Source organism: Zoogloea sp. 1C4, from assembly GCF_009469605.1.
Lineage (GTDB): Bacteria > Pseudomonadota > Gammaproteobacteria > Burkholderiales > Rhodocyclaceae > Zoogloea > Zoogloea oryzae.
Map to the genome: position 1 here is coordinate 239,130 of NZ_SSXU01000003.1, position 18,576 is coordinate 257,705.

Below are 18,576 nucleotides of genomic sequence, written 5' to 3' on the forward strand. Positions count from 1 at the left end.
AAACCAGCACCGCGTTCCGCCGGGAGGAGTAGCGGAACGCGGGTGGCTTTCAGGGAGACGCAGGCAGTAAGGCACGACTCCGCATCGAAGGGCACTTTCGAAGGGGAGCCGCCGGCGCGCGGCCTGCGCACGCACCGGCAGGTCTGGTTGGGGTTGAGGGTCGCCGGCTTGGCCGGTCTTCGGGCTTAGGCCGGTTCGCAGAGGGCTTCGGGTTTGCTTTCGAGCATCGAGCCATTCTCTTCGGCGCGCAGGTGCCAGGCAAAGGCCTCGCGCAGCAGCTGCGGAGTGTGGCCGCCCCGGCGGCAGGCGCGCTGGTAGTAATCCCGCAGCATGTCCCGGTAGAGCGGATCGGTGCAGTGGTCGATGATCTGGTGGGCGCGCTCGCGGGGGGCGAGGCCACGCAGGTCGGCCAGGCCGTGCTCGGTGACGATGATGTCGGTGTCGTGCTCGGTGTGATCCACGTGGGGCACCATCGGCACGATGCTGGAGATCGCCCCGCCCTTGGCGATGGACTTGGTGACGAACACCGACAGGTGGGCATTGCGGGCGAAGTCGCCCGAACCGCCGATGCCGTTCATCATGTGGGTGCCGCCCACGTGGGTGGAGTTCACGTTGCCGTAGATGTCGCACTCCAGCGCGGTGTTGATGGTGATGAGGCCGAGCCGGCGGATCACCTCCGGGTGGTTGCTGATCTCCTGCGGGCGCAGCACCAGGCGCGACTTGTAGTGCTCGATGTTGCCCAGCACGCGCTCGTAGGTGTGCTTCGACAGGGTGATCGACGAAGCCGACGCAAAACTCAGGCGGCCGTCGTCGAGCAGCTCGACGGTGGAATCCTGCAGCACCTCGGAATACATCTTCAGGTCGCGGAAGGGCGAATCCAGCATGCCGTGGAGCACCGCGTTGGCGATGGTGCCAATGCCGGCCTGCAGGGGCTGGAGGCTGGGCGACAGGCGGCCGGCCTTCACCTCGTGGGCCAGGAAGTCATTGAGATGGCCGGCGATGGCCTTGGTGTCGTCGTCCGGCGGCAGCACGTTGGACGGGCTGTCGGCCTTCTCGGTGATGACGATGGCGACGATCTTCTCCGGGTCAACGGGGATGAACGGCAGGCCGATGCGCTGCTCCGGCGAGATCAGCGGAATCGGCAGGCGGTGCGGGCGGTAGGTGGGGATGTAGATGTCGTGCAGGCCTTCGAGGCCGTGGGGCATCGTCAGGTTGATCTCGACGATGATCTTCTTGGCAAGCACCGCAAAGCTCGCCGAGTTGCCCACCGAGGTGGTCGGCACGATGCCGCCGTTCTCGGTGATGGCAGTGGCCTCGACCACCGCGATGTCCACCGGCGCGATCTGGCCGGAGCGCAGCTGCTCGACGGTTTCAGACAAGTGCTGGTCGATGAACATCACCTCGCCGGCGTTGATCTTGCGGCGCAGGGTCGGGTCGGACTGGAAGGGGATGCGGCGGCTGATCACGTTGGCGTCGGTCAGCACCTTGTCGATGTCGTTGCCCAGGGACGCGCCGGTCATCAGGGTGATCTGCAGGTGCTCGTTCGCGGCCCGCTCGGCCAGCGCAAAGGGCACCGCCTTGCAGTCGCCGGCGCGGGTGAAGCCGCTCATCCCGACGGTCATCCCGTCGGCAAACAGCGCGGCGGCGGCCTCCGGCGACATGATGCGATCCCGCAGGCGGGCAAGGCGAATACGGTCCATGGGCATTGCTGTTTTCTCCGGTCCTCGATTTTCGGGGGGCCCCGCCTCGTTCGGACGGGATCGCGGCGGAGTATAGGGGCGCATCGCCAGTCACGCTATGACTTAAAATCCTGCTATCCAGTCGTTTTTTTCATGACCAGAATGGACCTGCGCGCCCTCCGCTACTTCGTCGAGACCGTCCGCCAGCAGAGCTTCACCCTTGCCGCCGAGCGCCTCAACGTCACCCAATCCACGGTGAGCAAGATGATCCGCCAGCTGGAGGACGAGATCGGCCAGCCGCTGCTGATCCGCGACGGCCGCCAGCTCCACCTCACCGACGTGGGCCGGGTGGTGCTGGAGCGCGGGCAGGAAGCCCTGGGCGTGATGCACAACCTCACCCGCGAGGTGGCCGATCTGGCCGACCTGACCCGCGGCGAGCTGACGGTGGGCATTCCGCCGATGGTGAACCTGCTCTTTGCCCCGGCGGTGAAGGCCTTCCGGGCCCGCTATCCCGCCCTCGCCCTGCACCTGCGGGAGCTGGGCGGGCAGCTGATCGAGCAGCAGGTGACGGCCGGCGAGCTGGAGGTGGGCGCCACCCTGCTGCCCACCGAGCCCGGCCTCGGGCTCGCGTCCCGCAGCGTCGGCCACTACCCGCTCCATGTGGTGGGACCGCTGCAGGCGAGCTGGACGCATCACGCGCAGGTGCCCCTGGAGGCCCTGCGCGACACCCCGCTGCTCCTGCCCGGCGACGATTTCTCGCTCACCCGGCGGGTGCGAGAGGTCACCGCCGCGTCAGGCTTCGAGGCCCGCATTGCGGCCCAGAGCGGCCAGTGGGATTTCCTCATCGCGCTGGCCGCCGCCGGGCTTGGCACCACGCTCATCCCCGCCCCGCTGCTGGCCCGCCTCAACCTGGGCGCCGAACTGGCCGTCCGCCCCCTCGCCGAACCCCGGCTCGACTGGCACGTGGCGGTGATCTGGAAGCCCGGCGGCTACATGTCCCGGGCCGCCCAGGCGTGGCTGGCAGTGTGCGAGGAGAACCTGCTGGCGACCGGCTGAGGGGCGGTCGCGTTACCATCCGGCCTACAACGCCCACACTACCGGAGACAGCCCATGGACACCCGCTACCTCGACGACCTCACCCCCGGCGACCGCTTCGTGAGCGGCGGCTTCACCTTCACCGAAGCGGCCATCATCGACTTCGCCTTCCAGTTCGACCCGCAGTCCTTCCATCTCGACGCCAACGCCGCGGCGGATTCGCCCTACGGCGGGCTGATCGCCAGCGGCTTCCACACCATTGCGGTGTGCTTCCGGCTGTTCATCCAGAACGGCATCTTCGCCCAGTCGAGCATCGGCTCGCCGGGCCTCGACGAGCTGCGCTGGCTGGCGCCGGTGCGCCCGGGCGACACCCTGCACAGCGTGGTCGAGGTGCTCGAGGTGCGCCCGTCGTCGTCCAAGCCCGACCGGGGCATCGCCCGCATGCGCTACACGGCGGTCAACCAGCGCGGCGAGACGGTGCTCTCGTTCATCGGCAACAACCTGCTCAAGCGCCGCCCCGCATAAGCCTCAGGCCGCCAGCACGGTGGCCAGCCAGTCCTCGATGTCGCGCACTTCCTCCAAGCACAGGCTGTGCTCCATGCGATAGCTCTTCCAGGCCAACGGATAGCCGGCAGCGGTGAGCTGATCGGCCGAATGCCGGGCAAAGTCGTGGGGGATCACCGGATCGGCAACGCCGTGGGCCATGAAGATCGGCACATCGCGGTTGGCCTCGCTGGCCTCGCCCGCCAGGGTGTCGGCCAGCGGCAGATAGGTGGACAGCGCCAGCACGCCGGCCAGCCGGTTGGAGTGGCGCAGCGCCGTGTGCAGCGCGATCGCCCCGCCTTGCGAAAAACCCGCCAGCACGATGCGGCTGTCGGGAATGCCGCGGGCGTTCTCGCGGGCGATCAGCGCCTCGACCTGCGCGGCCGATTCGATCACACCGGCGGCATCCTCGCGCCGGCCGCTGAAATCCTGCGACAGGATGTCGTACCAGGCCCGCATGATGTAGCCGCCGTTGATCGTCACCGGCCGCTGGGGCGCGTGGGGAAACACGAAGCGCGTCGGCGGCAGGCGGTCGATGTCGAGTTCATCGACCACCGGCTCGAAATCGTGGCCGTCGGCCCCCAGCCCGTGCATCCAGATGACCGCATGGGTGGGCGTCGGGGCGGTGGTGATCTCGACGGCGGGCAGAAGATTGGCGCTCATGGCGATTCCTGAAAAAGTGATTCCCCGATTCTAACTGCGGCAGATGTCACACCGCCCCACGGCCCCCAGCGCGGAGGACGCATTTTTTTGCGCCAGATCATGACGCCCGGGCATTGGCGGAGTAAATTTGCAAGCTTTACCCGACGCCGCGCAGAGCCCATGGAAAACACCGCCGCCGACACCCTGATCCGAACCAACCTGGAGTTCCTGCGCCGTCACGCGCCCTTCGACCGGATGGAGGCGGAAGCCCTGCGCTTTCTCGGTGAACGGCTGGCCACCGCCTTCTACCCGGCGGAATCCGAAATCCTGATGCCCGAAGACGGCCCGCCGCGCTTCTTCTACATCGTCTATCGCGGCAAGGTGCAGGCGCGCCAGATGGGCGGCGTCGCCGTCACCGAATACGCCACCCTCACCCTGGGCCCCGGCGAAGGCTTCCCGATCGGGGCGATCTCGGCCGAGCGCCGCTCCACCAACAGCTACATCGCCGTCGAAGACAGCTACTGTTTCCAGCTCCCGGCCGCCGATTTCCTGCGCCTCCAGGAGCTCTCGCCCAGCTTCCAGATCTTCTGCACCCGCTACATCGCCAGCCTGATGAGCCAGTCGCGGGAGCAGCTCCAGGCCCAGTTCTCCCAGCGCGCCGCCGAACAGCAGACGATGACCACGTCGCTCGCCAATCTGGTCAAGAAGGCGCCGATCTTCGTCAGCCCCGATGTGGCCACCCGTGGCGCGCTCGAGAAGATGGCCGAGGCCGGCGTCGGCTGCCTGGCCGTGGCCGGCGAAGACGAGAAGCCCGTCGGCGTGCTCACCCAGAGCGACATCCTCAAGCGCATCGTGCTCACCGGCTTCGATCTCACCCGGCCCATCGCCGACGTGATGACCACCCCGCCCCACACCCTCCACGCCAACGCCAGCGCCTACGACGCCGCCCTCGAGATGGCCACCCACGGCGTGCGCCACATCCTGGTGGTGGATGCCGAAGACAAGCTCAAGGGTGTGATCTCCGAGCGCGACCTCTTCGCCCTGCAGCGCATCGGCCTGCGCCAGATCCGCGCCGGCATCGAGAGCGCCGCCGACGTGCAGGCCCTGCAGCGCGCCAGCCGCGACATCCGCCAGCTGGCCCTCAACCTGCTCGCCCAGGGCATCGGCGCCGAGCAGCTCACCCAGTTCATCTCGGCCCTCAACGACGCCCTCACCCGCCGCATCCTCGAACTCAACCTCGACCGCCACGACCTGCACGGGGTCGAATACGCCTGGCTCGCCTTCGGCTCCGAAGGCCGCCATGAGCAGACCCTCTCCACCGACCAGGACAACGGGATCATCTACGTGCTGCCCGAATGGGCCGACAAGGAACCCCTCAAGCTGCGCCTGCTCGAGTTTGCCAAGGATGTGAACAACGACCTTGCCACCTGCGGCTTCCCGCTGTGCGAGGGCAACATCATGGCCAGCAACCCCGAGCTGTGCCTCACCTTCGACGAATGGCGCGAGAAGTTCGGCCAGTGGATCCGCGAACCCCACCCCGAAGCCCTCCTCAACGCCACCATCTTCTTTGATTTCCGGGTGCTCTACGGCGACGAGAAGGTCGCCCACAAGCTGCGCCACTGGCTGCTCTCCATGACCGGCGGCCACCCCGCCTTCCTCAAGGCGATGGCCACCAACGCGCTGGATGTGTCGCCGCCGCTGGGCAAGATCCGCGATTTCGTCACCGACGACGACCCCAAGCACCCCGGCACCATCGACCTCAAGAAGTTTGGCGCCCGCCTCTTCGTGGATGCTGCCCGGGTGCTCGCGCTGCGCACCGGCGTCGAGGCCACCAGCACCGCCCAGCGCCTGCGCCAGGGCGGCAGCCGCATCGGCATGCCCGCCGAAGAGCTCTCAGCGATGGCCGACGGTTTCCACTTCATCCAGCTCCTGCGCCTGCGCCACCAGCACCTCGACACCGACCACGGCGCCCCGGGCGACAACCGCGTCAAGCCCGACGACCTCAACGAGCTCGACCGGCGCATCCTCAAGGAAGCCTTCCGCCAGGCCCGCAAGATCCAACTCCGACTCAAGCTGGACTACCAAATCTGACCATGAACTGGCTCTCCCGATTCCTGCCCGGCGGCGGCCCGGCCGTCAGCCCCGCCCTGCAGGGCGAGCTCGACGCCGTGGCGGCCCTGCCCGCCCCCGAGCTCACCCGCGCCCACTACGAAACCCGCTACGTCATCGTCAATGCCGAAGTCGCCGCCGACGGCAGCGGCGGGCAACGCCTCTCCGGCGTCGGCGCAGTGGCGATCAACCAGGGCCTGCTGCGCCCGGGCGACGCCTTCTACGCCCAGCTCGGCAGCAACCCGGCCGAAGCCCTCGTCGCCCTGCTCCGCTTCATCGCCCGCGCGCCGGTGGTGGTCTTCAACGCACCGTTCAACCAGGGCATCGTCGAACGGGCGCTCGAACAACACCTGGGCAGCGTGCCCGAGCTCGACTGGATCGACCTGATGGTGCTGATGCCCAGCCTCTACCCCGAGCGCAGCGCCGGCCTTGCCCGCATGGACGTGTGGCTGGCCGCCTTCGGCATCGAACGCCTCGACCAGCGCAGCGCCCTCCTCGAAGCCTGCGCCGTGGCCCAGCTGCATCAGGTCGCCCTGGCCGGCGCCGGCGTACAAGGCCTCGCCACCCCGCGGGATCTGCTGGAAACCCAGAGCAGCCGCAAGTGGCTGCGGGGGAGCTGACCGCTTTTGTAGCCCCTGCCGCCACCCCAACGCAGCCGTCCGAACCCAACCTGCAGGTCGGACTTCAGTCCGACACCACACGCTCCAAATGCGGCACCAGATGTCGGACTAAAGTCCGACCTACAACGGCATGCATCAATCCACGGAGACGCGGCCATCCGGGCCCAACCTGTAGGTCGGACTTCAGTCCGACACCGCGCGCTCCAAATGCAACACCGGATGGCAGACCGAAGCCCGACCTACGGATTCCCCACATCGGGGGTGCGCGCCTCGCCGGCGGCCCACGTCGCCCGGCAGATCTCGGCAAACCGCGCCGCCAGCGGTGACGGCTGGCGCGGCAGCAGGATCGCCGCCGCCGCTGTCGCATCCTCGTCGGCCAGCGACACCAGCCGCACTCCGCCGCCCGCCAGCCCGGCCATCCCAGCCGGGATCACCGCCACCCCGAAGCCCGCCCCCACCAGGGTCAGCATCGACGTCTTGCGGGAGATCACCGGCGCCATCCGCGGCACAAAGCCCCGCGCGAGGCACAGATCCGTCACCCGCCGCGCCAACCCGCCCCGCTCCCGATGCACCGCCGACACGAAGGCCTCACAGGCCAGATCGGCCAGCTGCAGCGCCGGCCGACCTTCGAAGCGATGCCCGGCCGGCACCGCCACCAGCAGCCGCTCATCCGGCAGCGGCACGAACGCCACCTCCGGATCGCGCCGCAACACCGGCAGCCGCGCCACCCCCACGTCAGCCCGGCCCGCCGCCACCTCGGCCACCTGGGTTTCGGAGGCCACCCGATCCAGATCCACCCGCGCTGCGGGCACATCCCGATGGAAGCGCCCGAGGGCTGCCAGCAGCGGCCCCGCCAGCGGCACCGAGCTCGAATGGAGCAGGCGCAGCACGCCCGCCTCGCCCCGCGCCAGCGCCCGGGTGTCGTCCGCCGCGCTGGCCAGCTCCGCATCCATCCCCGCCACCCGCGCCCGGAACAGCTCGCCCCCCGGCGTGAGACGCACGCCCCGCGCCTCGCGCACGAAGAGCGTCACCCCCAGCTCCTCCTCCAGCGCGGCGATCTGCCGGCTCAGGGCCGGCTGCGCCACAAACAGCCCGGCCGCCGCCAGAGAGAAATTGCCGGCCTCCGCCACGGCCAGGAAATAACGGATCTGCCTGAAGCTAATCATTCTTTAATGTAATAGATAAGCGATTGATTCGATATTGGCGTTATAGCACGACCATCGCCACACTCGGGGTGTCGTTCAACACCGGATCGCCCCCATGCCTGCCACGCCGCTGCTCACCCTCGACGCCCTGCTCAACACCAGCCCCCTCACGCTGCTCGGCGTGTTCGCTGTGCTCACGGTGGCCTACGCCATCTTCTCGCTGGTCGGCTTCGGCACTGGCCTCATCGCCTCCACGCCCCTCGCCTGGGCCATGCCCGTGACGCGCATCGTGCCGCTGCTGGCCCTGCTGGACGCCACCAGCGCGATCCAGCGGGGCCACGCCCTGCGCCGTCAGGTGGACCGCCCCGCCCTGCTGCGCCTCGTGCCCGGCATGGCCGTCGGCCAGGCCATCGGGGTGGCGCTGCTCAGCGTGCTGCCGGTACCACTGATGGCCGCCCTGCTCGGCGGTTTCGTGATGGCCTACGGCGCCTGGAGCCTGCGCAGCAGCGCCCCCCGCACCCAGCCGCCAGCCGGCGCCGCCTGGGCCTGGGGCATCGGCGGTGGGGTGCTGGGCGGGCTGTTCGGCAGTGGCGGCTTCGTCTATGCCGCCTACCTCCAGCCCCGCCTGCCCGACCGCAACGCCTTTCGCACCACCCAGGCCGTGCTGGTGTCCATCTCCACCCTGTGGCGCGTCGCCCTGTGCGCCGCCACCGGCCTCATCGACGGCCCGCTGCTGCTCACCGCGCTCGTCCTGCTGCCCGCCACCCATCTGGGCAACCGGCTCGCCGGGCTGGTGGACAAGCGCCTGTCGGTCGAGGGCTTCCGGCGGGTGCTCAACGGGCTGCTGATCGCCTCCGGGCTGGCGCTCGTGGCTCGGGCAAAAGGTGCGGCGCTGATCGAGCAGCTCCTAGGCTGACGCGAGGAGCGACAGCGTGGGGCTACGGGCAGAAGGTGGGCCGCAAAAAGGCGGCCCATGGATGGGTCTGCGCTGGGCAGCTCAGCGGGCTTCAACCGGCCGGCGAGACGGCCAGGACGGTGAGGCGGATGGCGTGGCCTTCGGGGGTCTGCCAGTCGATCTGCTGGCCGATAGAGAGGCCGAGCAGCGCGCTGCCGGCGGGCGAGAAGATCGAGACCTTGCCTTCGGCGGCGCTGGCTTCGTGGGGCCAGGCGAGGGTGAGTTCGTATTCGCGGCCGGAGGTTTCCTCGCGGAAGCGGGCGCGGCGGCTGAGGGTGATGAGGTGGTCGGGGGCGGTGTCGACGACGGTGGCCCGGGCGAGCTCGTCGCGCAGGCCGTCCAGATCGCTGCGGCCGCGGTTCGGCGGCATGGCGAGCAGCATTTCGAGGCGGTCCAGGTCGCAGGCGGTGATGGTGATCTCGGGTTTCATGAGGCTTCCTCTTACGGATGGTGGCCGGCACGTCGTGGATAGACGCGCCAAAGAAAATGGCCGAATCGTCGCGGGGCGATTCGACCACCAGGAAACCAGCCGTCGGGGCGGGATGTTCGCCCCTTCACGGTCAGTCCGATAAGACAGACCACGCCGGGCGCGGACGGTTCCTCAACCGTAGATCTTGCACATCAGGGGCGACACGGTGTTCTGGCTGAAACGCCCGAGCAGAAAGAAGAACGCGCAGACAAGCAGAAGGCCGATGACCCGGCGGCGGTTGCGCAGCCACCAGGCACGCAGGGCGTCCCGGTCCACGCTCACACCTTCAGGAAGTGTTCGCGGTAGTAGCGCAGTTCGGCGATGGATTCGAGGATGTCGTCCAGGGCCTTGTGGGCACCCTTCTTCTCGAGGCCCTTGTAAACATCCGGGCGCCAGCGGCGGCAGAGCTCCTTGAGGGTGGAGACATCCAGGTTGCGGTAGTGGAAGTAGCCTTCCAGGGTGGGCATGTAGCGGGCCATGAAGCGGCGGTCCTGGCCGATGGAGTTGCCGCACATGGGGGTGGTGCGCGAGGGCACGTACTGCTTCATGAACTCAAGGTAGGTGGCTTCGGCCTCGGCTTCGCTGATGGTGGAGGCCTTGACCCGCTCGATGAGGCCGGAGCGGCCGTGGGTGTTCTTGTTCCACTCGTCCATGCCATCAAGCACCGCGTCGGATTGATGCACGGCGATCACCGGGCCTTCGGCCACCACGTCGAGGTTGCTGTTGGTGACGACCATCGCCATTTCGATGATGCGGTCGCTGTCGGGTTCGAGGCCGGTCATTTCCATGTCCAGCCAGATGAGGTGATTCTGGTCCTGTGCCATAATCGGCTCGCTTTTTTGGTAAAGGCGCGATTCTACGCCCTGCCCGCCGATTTCCACTGCCTTGCAGGCCCTCTGCCCTCCCCGCCGAGCCCGGCTTGCAACCCCACTTCCGACACCCGTTTTTGCCTGATGAACGCCAGCAGCTTTTCCGCCCTGTTCCTTTTTGCCCTCGGCGCCGGCCTGCTCGTGCGCCTGTGGCTGGCCACGCGCCAGATGCGCCACGTGGCCGCCCACCGGGGCGCGGTGCCGGCGCCGTTCGCGGCCCGCATCACCCCGGATGCCCACACCAAGGCGGCCGATTACACCGTGGCGCGGGTGCGCCTGGGGGTGGTGGATCTGCTCATCTCGGCGGCGTTGATGGTGGTGCTCACGGTAGGGGGCGGGCTGCAGGCGCTGCATGATCTGGCCGGGCGCTTCTTCGAGGCCGGCGGGCTGGCCCACGGCGTGGCCTTCGTCGCGCTGGTGGCGGTGCTGTCGTGGCTGGTGGACCTGCCGCTGACCATCTACCGCAGCTTCGGGCTGGAGGCGCGCTTCGGTTTCAACCGGCTCACGCCGGGGCTGTTCGTGGCCGACACGCTCAAGGGCGCGGCCCTGTCGGCCGTCATCGGCCTGCCGCTGATCGCCTTCGTGCTGTGGCTGATGACGGCCATGGGCAGCCTGTGGTGGTTTTACGTGTGGGCGTTCTGGCTGGTGTTCAACCTGCTGGTGATGCTGATCTACCCGACCTTCATCGCGCCGCTGTTCAACAAGTTCAAGCCCCTGGACGACGGCGCCCTGAAAACCCGCATCGAGGCGCTCCTCACCCGCTGCGGCTTCCGCCTGTCGGGCCTGTTCGTGATGGACGGCTCCAAGCGCTCGGCCCACGGCAATGCCTACTTCACCGGCTTTGGCGCCTCCAAGCGCATCGTGTTCTTCGACACCCTGCTCGACAAGCTCGCCCCGGCCGAGGTCGAGGCGGTGCTGGCCCACGAGCTCGGCCATTATCACCATCACCACATCTGGAAGCGCCTCGCGGTGATTGGCGCCGGCAGCCTGGCCTTCTTCGCGCTGCTGGGCCATCTGGCCGGGCAGGCGTGGTTCTTTGAAGGGCTGGGGATGCAGGCCAGCGGCACCGCGCCGACCCTGGTGCTGTTTGCGCTGGTGCTGCCGGTGTTCACCTTTCCCCTCACCCCGCTGATGAGCCGCTGGTCCCGCAAGCACGAGTTCGAGGCCGACGCCTACGCCGCCAGCCACGCACCGGCCGCCGAGCTGGTGAGCGCGCTGGTCAAGCTCTACCGGGACAACGCCTCCACGCTCACTCCCGACCCGGTGTATTCCAGCGTGTACGACTCCCACCCCCCCGCGGCGATCCGCATCGCCCGTCTGCAGGAACTTGCCCGTTGAAAACCACCGGCACCCTCATCGCCGCCTTCGGGCGCCAGTACGAAGTGAAGACCGACGACGGCGAAATCCTGCTGTGCGTGCCCCGGGGCAAGAAGAGCGTGTTCGCCTGTGGCGACCGGGTTCAGGTGGCCGGCACCGGCCCCGGCCAGGGCGTCATCGACAAGCTGATCGAGCGCACCAGCCTGCTCTACCGCTCGGACGCCTGGCGCCAGAAGCTGATCGCCGCCAACGCCACCCAGGTGGTGATGGTGGTGGCCACCGAGCCGAGCTTTTCGGATGAGTTTGTGTCGCGCTGCGTGTGCGCCGCCGAAGACCAGCACGTGAAGGTGCTGATCGTCCTCAACAAGACCGACCTGCCCGCCGGGCTGGCCGACGCCCGGGCGCGCCTTGCGACCTTTGCGGCGCTGGGCTACCCGGTGCTGGAGCTATCCGCGCTGGATGACGTGGAGGCGCTGCGGGCCCGCCTTATCGGCGAGACCAGCCTGCTGGTGGGGCAGTCGGGGATGGGTAAATCGACCCTCACCAACGCCCTGATCCCGGAAGCCCGGGCCGAGACGCGGGAGATCTCGGAAGTGCTGGATACCGGCAAGCACACCACCACCTTCGCCCGGCTGTATCCGCTGCCCGAAGGCGGCGGCATCATCGACAGCCCGGGGATGCAGACCTTCGGGCTGGTCCATCTGAGCTCCGAAGCGCTCGAGGCGAGCTTTCCGGAATTCCGCCCGTATTCGGGGCAGTGCCGTTTCCGCGATTGCCGCCACGACACCGAGCCGGGCTGCGCCCTGCGCGAGGCGGCCGAGGCCGGCAAGATCAACGACCACCGGCTGAGGCAGTTTCTGGAGTTCCGCGCCGAGTGCGAGAGCGCCCGGCGCCAGGCCCAGGGCTGGTAAGGCTTACGACTGCTCGCCCGAATCCAGCCAGTCGGGGTTGGGCAGCTCGTCGAAGGCGTGGCCGAGGGCCTCGCTCCAGCGGTTGCGGATCATTGCGAAGTATTCGTTCTTCGCGTCGATGCTGATGTGCGAAGCGATCTTCAGCTCGTTGGTCTTGAGGATGGTCAGATCCAGCGGGACGCCCACCGACAGGTTGGAGCGGATCGTCGAATCCATCGAGATCAGCGCCAGCTTGGCGGCTTCGTCGAGGCTGGTGTAACGCTTCACCACGCGGTCGATGATGGGCTTGCCGTACTTGGATTCGCCGATCTGGAAGTACGGGGTGTCGGGCGTCGCCTCGATGAAGTTGCCGGCGGCGTAGATATGGAACAGGCGCGGCTGCTCGGTGCCGATCTGGCCACCGAGGATCAGCGCCGCGGTGAAGTCGATGCCGAAGTTCTTCAGCGCCTCGGCGTCACGGCGATGCACTTCGCGCAGCATCTCACCCACATGGCGGGCGGCCTCGAACATGTTGGGCACCGACCAGAGGTTCTCGCGCCCGTCCTGGGCGGCCATGGCTTCCCGCAGCATCGACACGAGCTGCTGGGTGATCGCGAGGTTGCCGGAGCTCATCAGCACCAGCACGCGCTCGCCAGGGCGCTGGAAAATGCTCGTCTTGCGGAAGGTGTTGATGTGGTCGACGCCGGCGTTGGTACGGGAGTCCGACAGGAACACCATACCCGCGTCGAGCAGCATGCTGACACAGTAGGTCATGGGAAGCCTCGGGGGGAAATCGGGTCGTGAAGATGAGTGGCGGTGCAGGAACGCACCGCCGGCGTGTGTTGCATGCCTGGCCGGTCGGAGGCGCGGACGCCTCCGGCGGCTTCAGCCCTGCAGGAGCTGCAGGATGGACTTGATCTCGGAGCGGACGGACACCAGCTGCTCGCGCAGGCTGACGGATTCTTCCGCATCCTCGCGCTTGCGGGCCGCCACCTCGTCGAGGCGGTTGCGCGCCCCGGAGATGGTGAAGCCGTCCTGATACAACAATTCACGGATCCGGCGGATCAGCAGCACCTCGTGGTGCTGGTAATAACGCCGGTTTCCGCCGCGCTTGACGGGGCGCAGCTGGGTGAATTCCTGCTCCCAGTAGCGCAGCACATGGGGTTTGACCCCGCACAGGTCGCTCACCTCACCGATGGTGAAGTAACGCTTGGCGGGGATGGGCGGCAGTTCTATGGCTGCCGGGGCATCACTTTGCAACATCGCTCAGTTGCTCCACATTGGCCTTCAGCTTCTGGCTGGCGTGGAAAGTCACCACGCGCCGGGCCGTGATCGGAATCTCTTCGCCGGTTTTGGGATTGCGACCCGGTCGCTGGGGCTTCTCGCGCAACTGGAAGTTGCCAAAGCCCGAGAGCTTGACGCAATCGCCCCGCTCCAGCGCCAGCCGGATCTCCTCGAAGAAGCACTCCACCATATCCTTGGCTTCGCGCTTGTTGAGGCCAACCTGTTCAAAAAGCATGTCGGCGAGTTCCGCCTTGGTCAGAGTTGCTGCCATGACGCGTCAACCCCTGAGTTTCGCGCCGAGATTTTCCTCGGCATGACGGGTCAACAAAACCATCGCGGCATCCACTTCTGCATCCTCCAGGGTTCGCTGAGTTTCTTGCATAACTACGCGGAAAGCAAGGCTTTTCCGGCCGGGCTCGATACCTTTACCCTGGTACTGGTCGAACAGTTCGACCCGCTGGACGATGGCCGGCGCGACCGCCTCGAGGCCTTCCAGCAGGCTCGCCGATGCCACCGCCTGATCGACCACCAGGGCCAGATCGCGGGTGACCGCCGGGAAGCGCGAGACCTCGCGATAAGCCGGCATCACGGTACCCAGCATTGCGTCGAGTTCGATCTCGAAGACCACCGGCGCAGTGCCCAGCTCGTAGCGCTGGACCCAGATCGGGTGGAGTTCGCCGATGAAGCCGATCTCCCGGCCGTCGAGCACCACGCGGGCCGAACGCCCCGGATGGAGCGCCGGATGGGTGGCGCGCTCGAACTTGGCGACGCGCGGCAGCAGCAGCGCTTCGAGATCCGCCTTGGCGTCGAAGAAATCCACGTTGCGGTTGGCCTCGCCCCATTGCTCGGGCTTGGCAAAGCCGGCGGCCAGGGCCGCCAGGCGGATCGGCTGATGGAAACCCTCAACTGGCTGACCGGCCGGATCGCGACGGAAGCAGCGACCGATCTCGAACACGCGGACGCGGTTGGTCTGGCGCTTGCGGTTGGTGACCACATTGGCCACCAGGCCGCCGATCAGGCTGGAGCGCATCACGCTCATCTGGCTGGCGATCGGGTTGGCGAGGCGCACCGGATCGGTATTGCCGGCGAAATCCTTCTCCCAGGCTTCTTCGACGAAGGCGAAGTTGATGACTTCCTGGTATTCACGGCCAGCCACCAGACGGCGCACCGACATGGTGTCGCGCCTGGCTTCGGGCCGCGGCAGCATGGTGATCGGGCCGCGCGGAGCGTGGGTCGGGATGTTGTCGTAGCCGTGCAGACGGGCGATCTCTTCGATCAGGTCTTCCTCGATCTCCACGTCGAAACGGTAGGACGGCGGGGTGACGATGAAGTCGTCGCCGTCGCGCACCACGTCGAGCTCGAGGCGCCGGAACATCTCGGCCACGTCGTCGGCGCCGAGCTGGATGCCCAGCACACGGCGCACGCGGCTGGCGCGCAGACGGATCGGCGCGCGCTGGGGCAGCTTGTCAGTCGCCACGGCCTCGACCACCGGGCCGGGCTGGCCGCCGCAGATGTCGAGGATCAGGCGGGTGGCGCGCTCGATAGCCTTCGGCGCGAGGGCGAAATCGACGCCACGCTCGAAGCGATAGGACGCATCCGACGAGAAGCCGTAGGCGCGGGCCCGGCCGGCGATGGCGTCGGGCGCGAAGAAGGCGCTCTCGAGGAACAGATCGGTGGTGTCGAGGGTGATCCCGCTCTCCTCGCCACCCATCACGCCGGCCATGGCCAGCGCACGGCTGTCGTCGGCGATCAGCAGGGTGTCGGCGGCGGGTGTGATGGTCTGGCCGTTGAGGAGCAGCAACTGCTCGCCGGCCTTGGGCAGCCGGGCGTGGATCGCGCCGGACAGCTTGGCATCGTCAAAGGCGTGCAGCGGCTGGCCGATCTCGAGCATCACATAGTTGGTGACATCCACCAGCGCGCTGATCGAACGGATGCCGCTCCGCGCAAGGCGCTGCTTCATCCATTCGGGCGTCGGGGCCTTGGCGTCGACGCCGCGGATCACCCGGCCGCAGTAGCGCGGGCAGGCTTCGGGGGCGTCGAGCACCACGGCGCGGGTCGCGTCGATGGTCGGGGCAACGGGCTCGCACGCCGGCAGGCTGAGGGCCGCGCCGGTGAGGCCGGCCACTTCGCGGGCGATGCCGGAGAGGCTCAGGCAGTCGGCCCGGTTCGGGGTCAGCTTGATGGTGAACAGGGTGTCGTTGAGGGCGAGGTATTCGCGCAGATCGTTGCCGACCGGGGCATCCTCGGGCAGCACCAGGAGGCCGCTGCTCTCTTCCGAGATGCCCAGCTCCTTGGCCGAACACAGCATGCCGAAGGACTCGACGCCGCGCAGCTTGGCCGCCTTGATGCCGAAACCGGCCAGATCGGCGCCCACCAGCGCGCACGGGATCTTGATGCCAGCCGCCGCGTTGGGCGCGCCGCAGACGATCTGCAAGAGCTCGCCCTGCCCCGCGTCCACCTTGCAGACGCGCAGCTTGTCGGCGTTGGGGTGCTTCTCGGCTTCGACGATCTGGGCAACCACGACTTTGGAGAACACCGCGGCGACGCCGTCCTGTTCTTCCACTTCCAGCCCCGCCATGGTGAGCAAATGCCCGAGCTGGTCCGAATCCAGCGCCGGACTGACGAAACTGCGCAACCAGAGTTCTGAGAATTGCATGGCTTGGGCTTACCTGAATTGACCGAGGAAACGAAGATCGCCTTCGAAGAAAAGGCGCAGGTCATTGACGCCGTAACGGAGCATCGTGAGACGGTCCGGCCCCATGCCGAAGGCAAAGCCGGTGTAACGCTCGGGGTCGATGCCGCCGTAGCGCAGCACATTGGGGTGGACCATCCCGCATCCGGCGATCTCCAGCCAGCGGCCCTTCATCGCACCGCTCATGAAGGCCACGTCGATCTCGGCCGAGGGTTCGGTGAACGGGAAGAAGGACGGACGGAAGCGCACCTGCAGGTCGTCGCTCTCGAAGAAGCTGCGCAGGAAATCCGCGACCACGCCCTTGAGATCGGCAAAGCTGACGGTCTCGCCAACCCACAGGCCTTCGACCTGATGGAACATCGGCGAGTGGGTGGCGTCGGAGTCGACGCGATAGACGCGGCCCGGCGCGATCACACGCAGCTCGGGCATCGTCGGCTTGTCTTTATGGGCGGCCACGTGGGCCTGCATCGCGCGGATCTGCACCGGGCTGGTGTGCGTACGCAGCAGCACGCCTTCACCGTTTTCCAGGTAGAAGGTGTCGTGCATCGACCGGGCCGGGTGATTGGCCGGGGTGTTCAGCGCGGTGAAGTTGTAGAAATCGGTCTCGATCTCGGGGCCTTCGGCCACATCGAAACCGATGGAGCGGAACAACTGCTCGACACGCTCGAGGGTCCGCACGACCGGATGCAGACCACCCAGCCCGGCACCACGGCCCGGCAGGGTCACGTCCAGCGCCTCCGCGGCAAGCTGGGCTTCGAGGGCGGCCTGTTGGAGGGCATCGCGGCGCGCATTCAGCAGCGCTTCGATGGCCGTCTTGGCCTTGTTGATCTCGGCACCGGCGGCCTTGCGGGCTTCCGGATCGAGCTTGCCGAGGCCCTTGAGGAGTTCGGTGAGCGAGCCGCCCTTGCCGAAATAGCGCGCCTTCGCGGCTTCGAGGGAAGCGCTGTCAGCGACCGCGGCGAAAGCGGCGCCGGCTTCCTCGACGAGTTGATCGAGTTGATCCATTTTTCAGTCTTATCCCGGGTTCAGGACAAAAAAAAGGAGGCCAGGCCTCCTTTTTTCGTGCTGCGGAAACTTACGCAGCGAGCTTGGCCTTGGCTTGTTCGGCGAGCGCCGCAAAAGCGGGCTTGTCAAACACGGCCAGATCGGCCAGAACCTTGCGGTCCACTTCGATGGAAGCCTTCTTCAGGCCGTTCATGAAGCGGCTGTAGGTCAGACCGACTTCACGCGCAGCGGCGTTGATACGGGCGATCCACAGGGCACGGAACTGACGCTTGCGCTGACGACGGTCACGGTAGGCATATTGCCCAGCCTTCATCACCGCCTGCTTGGCGATCCGGTATACGTTCTTGCGACGGCCGCGGTAACCCTTGGCTTGGTCGAGGACTTTTTTGTGACGGGCACGTGCGGTTACACCGCGCTTAACTCGGGGCATTGCGTTCTCCTAGATCAGGCGTAGGGCATCATGGCGCGGATGGACTTTTCGTCCGCAGCGTGAACGGCAGTCATGCCGCGCAGCTGGCGCTTGCTCTTGGTCGTCTTCTTGGTCAGGATGTGGCGCTTGAACGCCTGCGAACGCTTGATGCTACCGCTAGAGCGGATCTTGAACCGCTTGGCGGCCCCGCTCTTGGTCTTCATCTTGGGCATGAAGTACTCCAGCTTATGTCATGGCCCCGGGTGGTTTTCGACTTCCGAAAACGCTTCAACAACCCGTCACCACTTGTTTCCGGCGGACTATCCTGTCCGCCGTATTCCGGCACCTGACAAACGCCAGGGCACCGGGAATTCCTTGAAGCTCAGTGCTTCTTCTTCGGCGCGATGACCATGATCATCTGGCGCCCTTCCATCTTCGGCATCTGCTCGACCTGACCGATCTCTTCCAGATCGTTCTTGACGCGCTCGAGCTGACGCATGCCGAATTCCTGGTGAGCCATTTCACGGCCACGGAAGCGGAGGGTCACCTTCGCCTTGTCGCCTTCGTTCAGGAACTTGATGAGGTTACGCAGCTTGATCTGGTAGTCGTTCTCGTCCGTACCCGGACGGAGCTTCACTTCCTTGACCTGGATCTGCTTCTGCTTCTGCTTGGCTTCGTGGGCCCGCTTGGCTTCTTCGTACTTGTACTTGCCGAAGTCCATCAAGCGGCACACGGGCGGCTTGGCCATCGGTGCGATCTCGACGAGATCCACACCGGCTTCATCCGCTGCTTCCAGGGCAGCACGCAAAGTGACGATGCCGATCTGCTCACCGTCCTCACCTGTCAAACGCACCTCCGGCGCATTGATTTCGCCGTTGACGCGCAGCTTCTTATCCTGAGCGATGGTTTAATT

The 18,576-nt window shown here is 67.0% G+C and carries 21 protein-coding genes; 7 read left to right on the plus strand and 14 right to left on the minus strand.

Features of this window, described 5'->3' with window-relative positions; translation table 11 throughout:
* Positions 1 to 185: 185 nt before the first annotated feature.
* Positions 186 to 1,706 (minus strand): acetyl-CoA hydrolase/transferase family protein, encoded by a 1,521-nt coding sequence (locus GH681_RS05485; protein WP_153160417.1) that lies wholly within the window; start codon positions 1,704 to 1,706, stop codon positions 186 to 188.
* A 126-nt stretch (positions 1,707 to 1,832) separates the two neighbouring features.
* Between GH681_RS05485 and GH681_RS05490 the strand changes: the two genes are divergently transcribed.
* The gene (locus GH681_RS05490; RefSeq protein ID WP_228111788.1) at positions 1,833 to 2,735 is read left to right on the plus strand and encodes a LysR family transcriptional regulator; all 903 of its coding nucleotides are present in this window, start codon (positions 1,833 to 1,835) and stop codon (positions 2,733 to 2,735) included.
* Positions 2,736 to 2,789: 54 nt separating this feature from the next.
* Positions 2,790 to 3,239 carry a MaoC family dehydratase gene (locus GH681_RS05495; RefSeq protein ID WP_153160418.1) on the plus strand — a complete coding sequence of 150 codons (450 nt, stop codon included), beginning with the start codon at positions 2,790 to 2,792 and terminating at the stop codon, positions 3,237 to 3,239.
* Positions 3,240 to 3,242: 3 nt separating this feature from the next.
* On the opposite strand, the gene GH681_RS05500 is transcribed toward GH681_RS05495, so the two are convergent.
* Entirely contained in the window at positions 3,243 to 3,920 is a 678-nt protein-coding gene (locus GH681_RS05500) for an alpha/beta hydrolase (RefSeq protein ID WP_153160419.1), read from the minus strand.
* 159 nt (positions 3,921 to 4,079) lie between these two features.
* On the opposite strand from GH681_RS05500, the gene GH681_RS05505 reads away from it, so the two are divergent.
* Entirely contained in the window at positions 4,080 to 5,990 is a 1,911-nt protein-coding gene (locus GH681_RS05505) for a DUF294 nucleotidyltransferase-like domain-containing protein (protein ID WP_153160420.1), read from the plus strand.
* A 2-nt stretch (positions 5,991 to 5,992) separates the two neighbouring features.
* Positions 5,993 to 6,628: a 3'-5' exonuclease gene (locus tag GH681_RS05510; protein WP_153160421.1), complete on the plus strand. Its 636-nt coding sequence runs from the start codon at positions 5,993 to 5,995 to the stop codon at positions 6,626 to 6,628.
* 239 nt (positions 6,629 to 6,867) lie between these two features.
* Here GH681_RS05510 and GH681_RS05515 read toward each other — a convergent pair whose 3' ends face one another.
* Entirely contained in the window at positions 6,868 to 7,794 is a 927-nt protein-coding gene (locus tag GH681_RS05515) for a LysR family transcriptional regulator (protein WP_153160422.1), read from the minus strand.
* A gap of 94 nt (positions 7,795 to 7,888) precedes the next feature.
* Here GH681_RS05515 and GH681_RS05520 point away from each other — a divergent pair, with 94 nt between their 5' ends.
* A complete protein-coding gene (locus GH681_RS05520; protein WP_153160423.1) occupies positions 7,889 to 8,689 on the plus strand; it encodes a sulfite exporter TauE/SafE family protein in 801 nt (266 codons plus the stop codon).
* A 91-nt stretch (positions 8,690 to 8,780) separates the two neighbouring features.
* On the opposite strand, the gene rnk is transcribed toward GH681_RS05520, so the two are convergent.
* The 3 genes from rnk to orn form a co-directional block, all read right to left on the minus strand.
* Positions 8,781 to 9,158, minus strand: a complete 378-nt coding sequence (gene rnk, locus GH681_RS05525; RefSeq protein ID WP_153160424.1) for a nucleoside diphosphate kinase regulator — start codon at positions 9,156 to 9,158, stop codon at positions 8,781 to 8,783.
* Positions 9,159 to 9,329: 171 nt separating this feature from the next.
* Complete coding sequence (locus GH681_RS05530; protein ID WP_153160425.1) at positions 9,330 to 9,473, minus strand: hypothetical protein; 144 nt, start codon at positions 9,471 to 9,473, stop codon at positions 9,330 to 9,332.
* Between the two features lie 2 nt (positions 9,474 to 9,475).
* A complete protein-coding gene (gene orn / locus GH681_RS05535) occupies positions 9,476 to 10,021 on the minus strand; it encodes an oligoribonuclease (protein ID WP_153160426.1) in 546 nt (181 codons plus the stop codon).
* A 129-nt stretch (positions 10,022 to 10,150) separates the two neighbouring features.
* Here orn and GH681_RS05540 point away from each other — a divergent pair, with 129 nt between their 5' ends.
* Both GH681_RS05540 and rsgA read left to right on the plus strand, forming a co-directional pair.
* On the plus strand, positions 10,151 to 11,404 hold the full coding sequence (locus GH681_RS05540; protein ID WP_153160427.1) for a M48 family metallopeptidase: 1,254 nt from the start codon (positions 10,151 to 10,153) through the stop codon (positions 11,402 to 11,404).
* Positions 11,401 to 12,294, plus strand: a complete 894-nt coding sequence (gene rsgA, locus GH681_RS05545) for a ribosome small subunit-dependent GTPase A (RefSeq protein WP_153160428.1) — start codon at positions 11,401 to 11,403, stop codon at positions 12,292 to 12,294. Before GH681_RS05540 ends, rsgA begins: the two co-directional genes overlap by 4 nt.
* Positions 12,295 to 12,297: 3 nt before the next feature.
* Here the strand turns inward: rsgA and GH681_RS05550 are convergent, their stop codons facing one another.
* From GH681_RS05550 to infC, 8 genes are all read right to left on the minus strand, one after another.
* Positions 12,298 to 13,047 (minus strand): proteasome-type protease, encoded by a 750-nt coding sequence (locus tag GH681_RS05550; protein WP_153160429.1) that lies wholly within the window; start codon positions 13,045 to 13,047, stop codon positions 12,298 to 12,300.
* Between the two features lie 111 nt (positions 13,048 to 13,158).
* A complete protein-coding gene (locus GH681_RS05555) occupies positions 13,159 to 13,536 on the minus strand; it encodes a MerR family transcriptional regulator (RefSeq protein WP_153160430.1) in 378 nt (125 codons plus the stop codon).
* A complete protein-coding gene (locus tag GH681_RS05560; protein WP_153160431.1) occupies positions 13,523 to 13,828 on the minus strand; it encodes an integration host factor subunit alpha in 306 nt (101 codons plus the stop codon). Before GH681_RS05560 ends, GH681_RS05555 begins: the two co-directional genes overlap by 14 nt.
* A 6-nt stretch (positions 13,829 to 13,834) precedes the next feature.
* Positions 13,835 to 16,213: a phenylalanine--tRNA ligase subunit beta gene (pheT, locus tag GH681_RS05565; protein WP_153160432.1), complete on the minus strand. Its 2,379-nt coding sequence runs from the start codon at positions 16,211 to 16,213 to the stop codon at positions 13,835 to 13,837.
* 9 nt (positions 16,214 to 16,222) lie between these two features.
* Entirely contained in the window at positions 16,223 to 17,254 is a 1,032-nt protein-coding gene (pheS, locus tag GH681_RS05570) for a phenylalanine--tRNA ligase subunit alpha (protein WP_153160433.1), read from the minus strand.
* Positions 17,255 to 17,324: 70 nt separating this feature from the next.
* Positions 17,325 to 17,684 carry a 50S ribosomal protein L20 gene (gene rplT / locus GH681_RS05575; RefSeq protein ID WP_079434014.1) on the minus strand — a complete coding sequence of 120 codons (360 nt, stop codon included), beginning with the start codon at positions 17,682 to 17,684 and terminating at the stop codon, positions 17,325 to 17,327.
* A gap of 14 nt (positions 17,685 to 17,698) precedes the next feature.
* A complete protein-coding gene (rpmI, locus tag GH681_RS05580) occupies positions 17,699 to 17,896 on the minus strand; it encodes a 50S ribosomal protein L35 (protein ID WP_148581168.1) in 198 nt (65 codons plus the stop codon).
* 149 nt (positions 17,897 to 18,045) lie between these two features.
* Positions 18,046 to 18,567, minus strand: coding sequence for a translation initiation factor IF-3 (gene infC, locus GH681_RS05585; RefSeq protein WP_153160434.1), 522 nt, complete (start codon positions 18,565 to 18,567; stop codon positions 18,046 to 18,048).
* Positions 18,568 to 18,576: the final 9 nt, after the last annotated feature.

What these genes read in the sequence shown, in the direction of transcription:
- GH681_RS05485 (WP_153160417.1), bottom strand. Translation starts at nt 1,706, where the DNA reads ATGCCCATGGACCGTATTCGCCTTGCCCGCCTGCGGGATCGCATCATG.
- GH681_RS05490 (WP_228111788.1), top strand. Translation starts at nt 1,833, where the DNA reads ATGACCAGAATGGACCTGCGCGCCCTCCGCTACTTCGTCGAGACCGTC.
- GH681_RS05495 (WP_153160418.1), top strand. Translation starts at nt 2,790, where the DNA reads ATGGACACCCGCTACCTCGACGACCTCACCCCCGGCGACCGCTTCGTG.
- GH681_RS05500 (WP_153160419.1), bottom strand. Translation starts at nt 3,920, where the DNA reads ATGAGCGCCAATCTTCTGCCCGCCGTCGAGATCACCACCGCCCCGACG.
- GH681_RS05505 (WP_153160420.1), top strand. Translation starts at nt 4,080, where the DNA reads ATGGAAAACACCGCCGCCGACACCCTGATCCGAACCAACCTGGAGTTC.
- GH681_RS05510 (WP_153160421.1), top strand. Translation starts at nt 5,993, where the DNA reads ATGAACTGGCTCTCCCGATTCCTGCCCGGCGGCGGCCCGGCCGTCAGC.
- GH681_RS05515 (WP_153160422.1), bottom strand. Translation starts at nt 7,794, where the DNA reads ATGATTAGCTTCAGGCAGATCCGTTATTTCCTGGCCGTGGCGGAGGCC.
- GH681_RS05520 (WP_153160423.1), top strand. Translation starts at nt 7,889, where the DNA reads ATGCCTGCCACGCCGCTGCTCACCCTCGACGCCCTGCTCAACACCAGC.
- rnk (WP_153160424.1), bottom strand. Translation starts at nt 9,158, where the DNA reads ATGAAACCCGAGATCACCATCACCGCCTGCGACCTGGACCGCCTCGAA.
- orn (WP_153160426.1), bottom strand. Translation starts at nt 10,021, where the DNA reads ATGGCACAGGACCAGAATCACCTCATCTGGCTGGACATGGAAATGACC.
- GH681_RS05540 (WP_153160427.1), top strand. Translation starts at nt 10,151, where the DNA reads ATGAACGCCAGCAGCTTTTCCGCCCTGTTCCTTTTTGCCCTCGGCGCC.
- GH681_RS05550 (WP_153160429.1), bottom strand. Translation starts at nt 13,047, where the DNA reads ATGACCTACTGTGTCAGCATGCTGCTCGACGCGGGTATGGTGTTCCTG.
- GH681_RS05555 (WP_153160430.1), bottom strand. Translation starts at nt 13,536, where the DNA reads ATGTTGCAAAGTGATGCCCCGGCAGCCATAGAACTGCCGCCCATCCCC.
- GH681_RS05560 (WP_153160431.1), bottom strand. Translation starts at nt 13,828, where the DNA reads ATGGCAGCAACTCTGACCAAGGCGGAACTCGCCGACATGCTTTTTGAA.
- pheT (WP_153160432.1), bottom strand. Translation starts at nt 16,213, where the DNA reads ATGCAATTCTCAGAACTCTGGTTGCGCAGTTTCGTCAGTCCGGCGCTG.
- pheS (WP_153160433.1), bottom strand. Translation starts at nt 17,254, where the DNA reads ATGGATCAACTCGATCAACTCGTCGAGGAAGCCGGCGCCGCTTTCGCC.
- rplT (WP_079434014.1), bottom strand. Translation starts at nt 17,684, where the DNA reads ATGCCCCGAGTTAAGCGCGGTGTAACCGCACGTGCCCGTCACAAAAAA.
- rpmI (WP_148581168.1), bottom strand. Translation starts at nt 17,896, where the DNA reads ATGCCCAAGATGAAGACCAAGAGCGGGGCCGCCAAGCGGTTCAAGATC.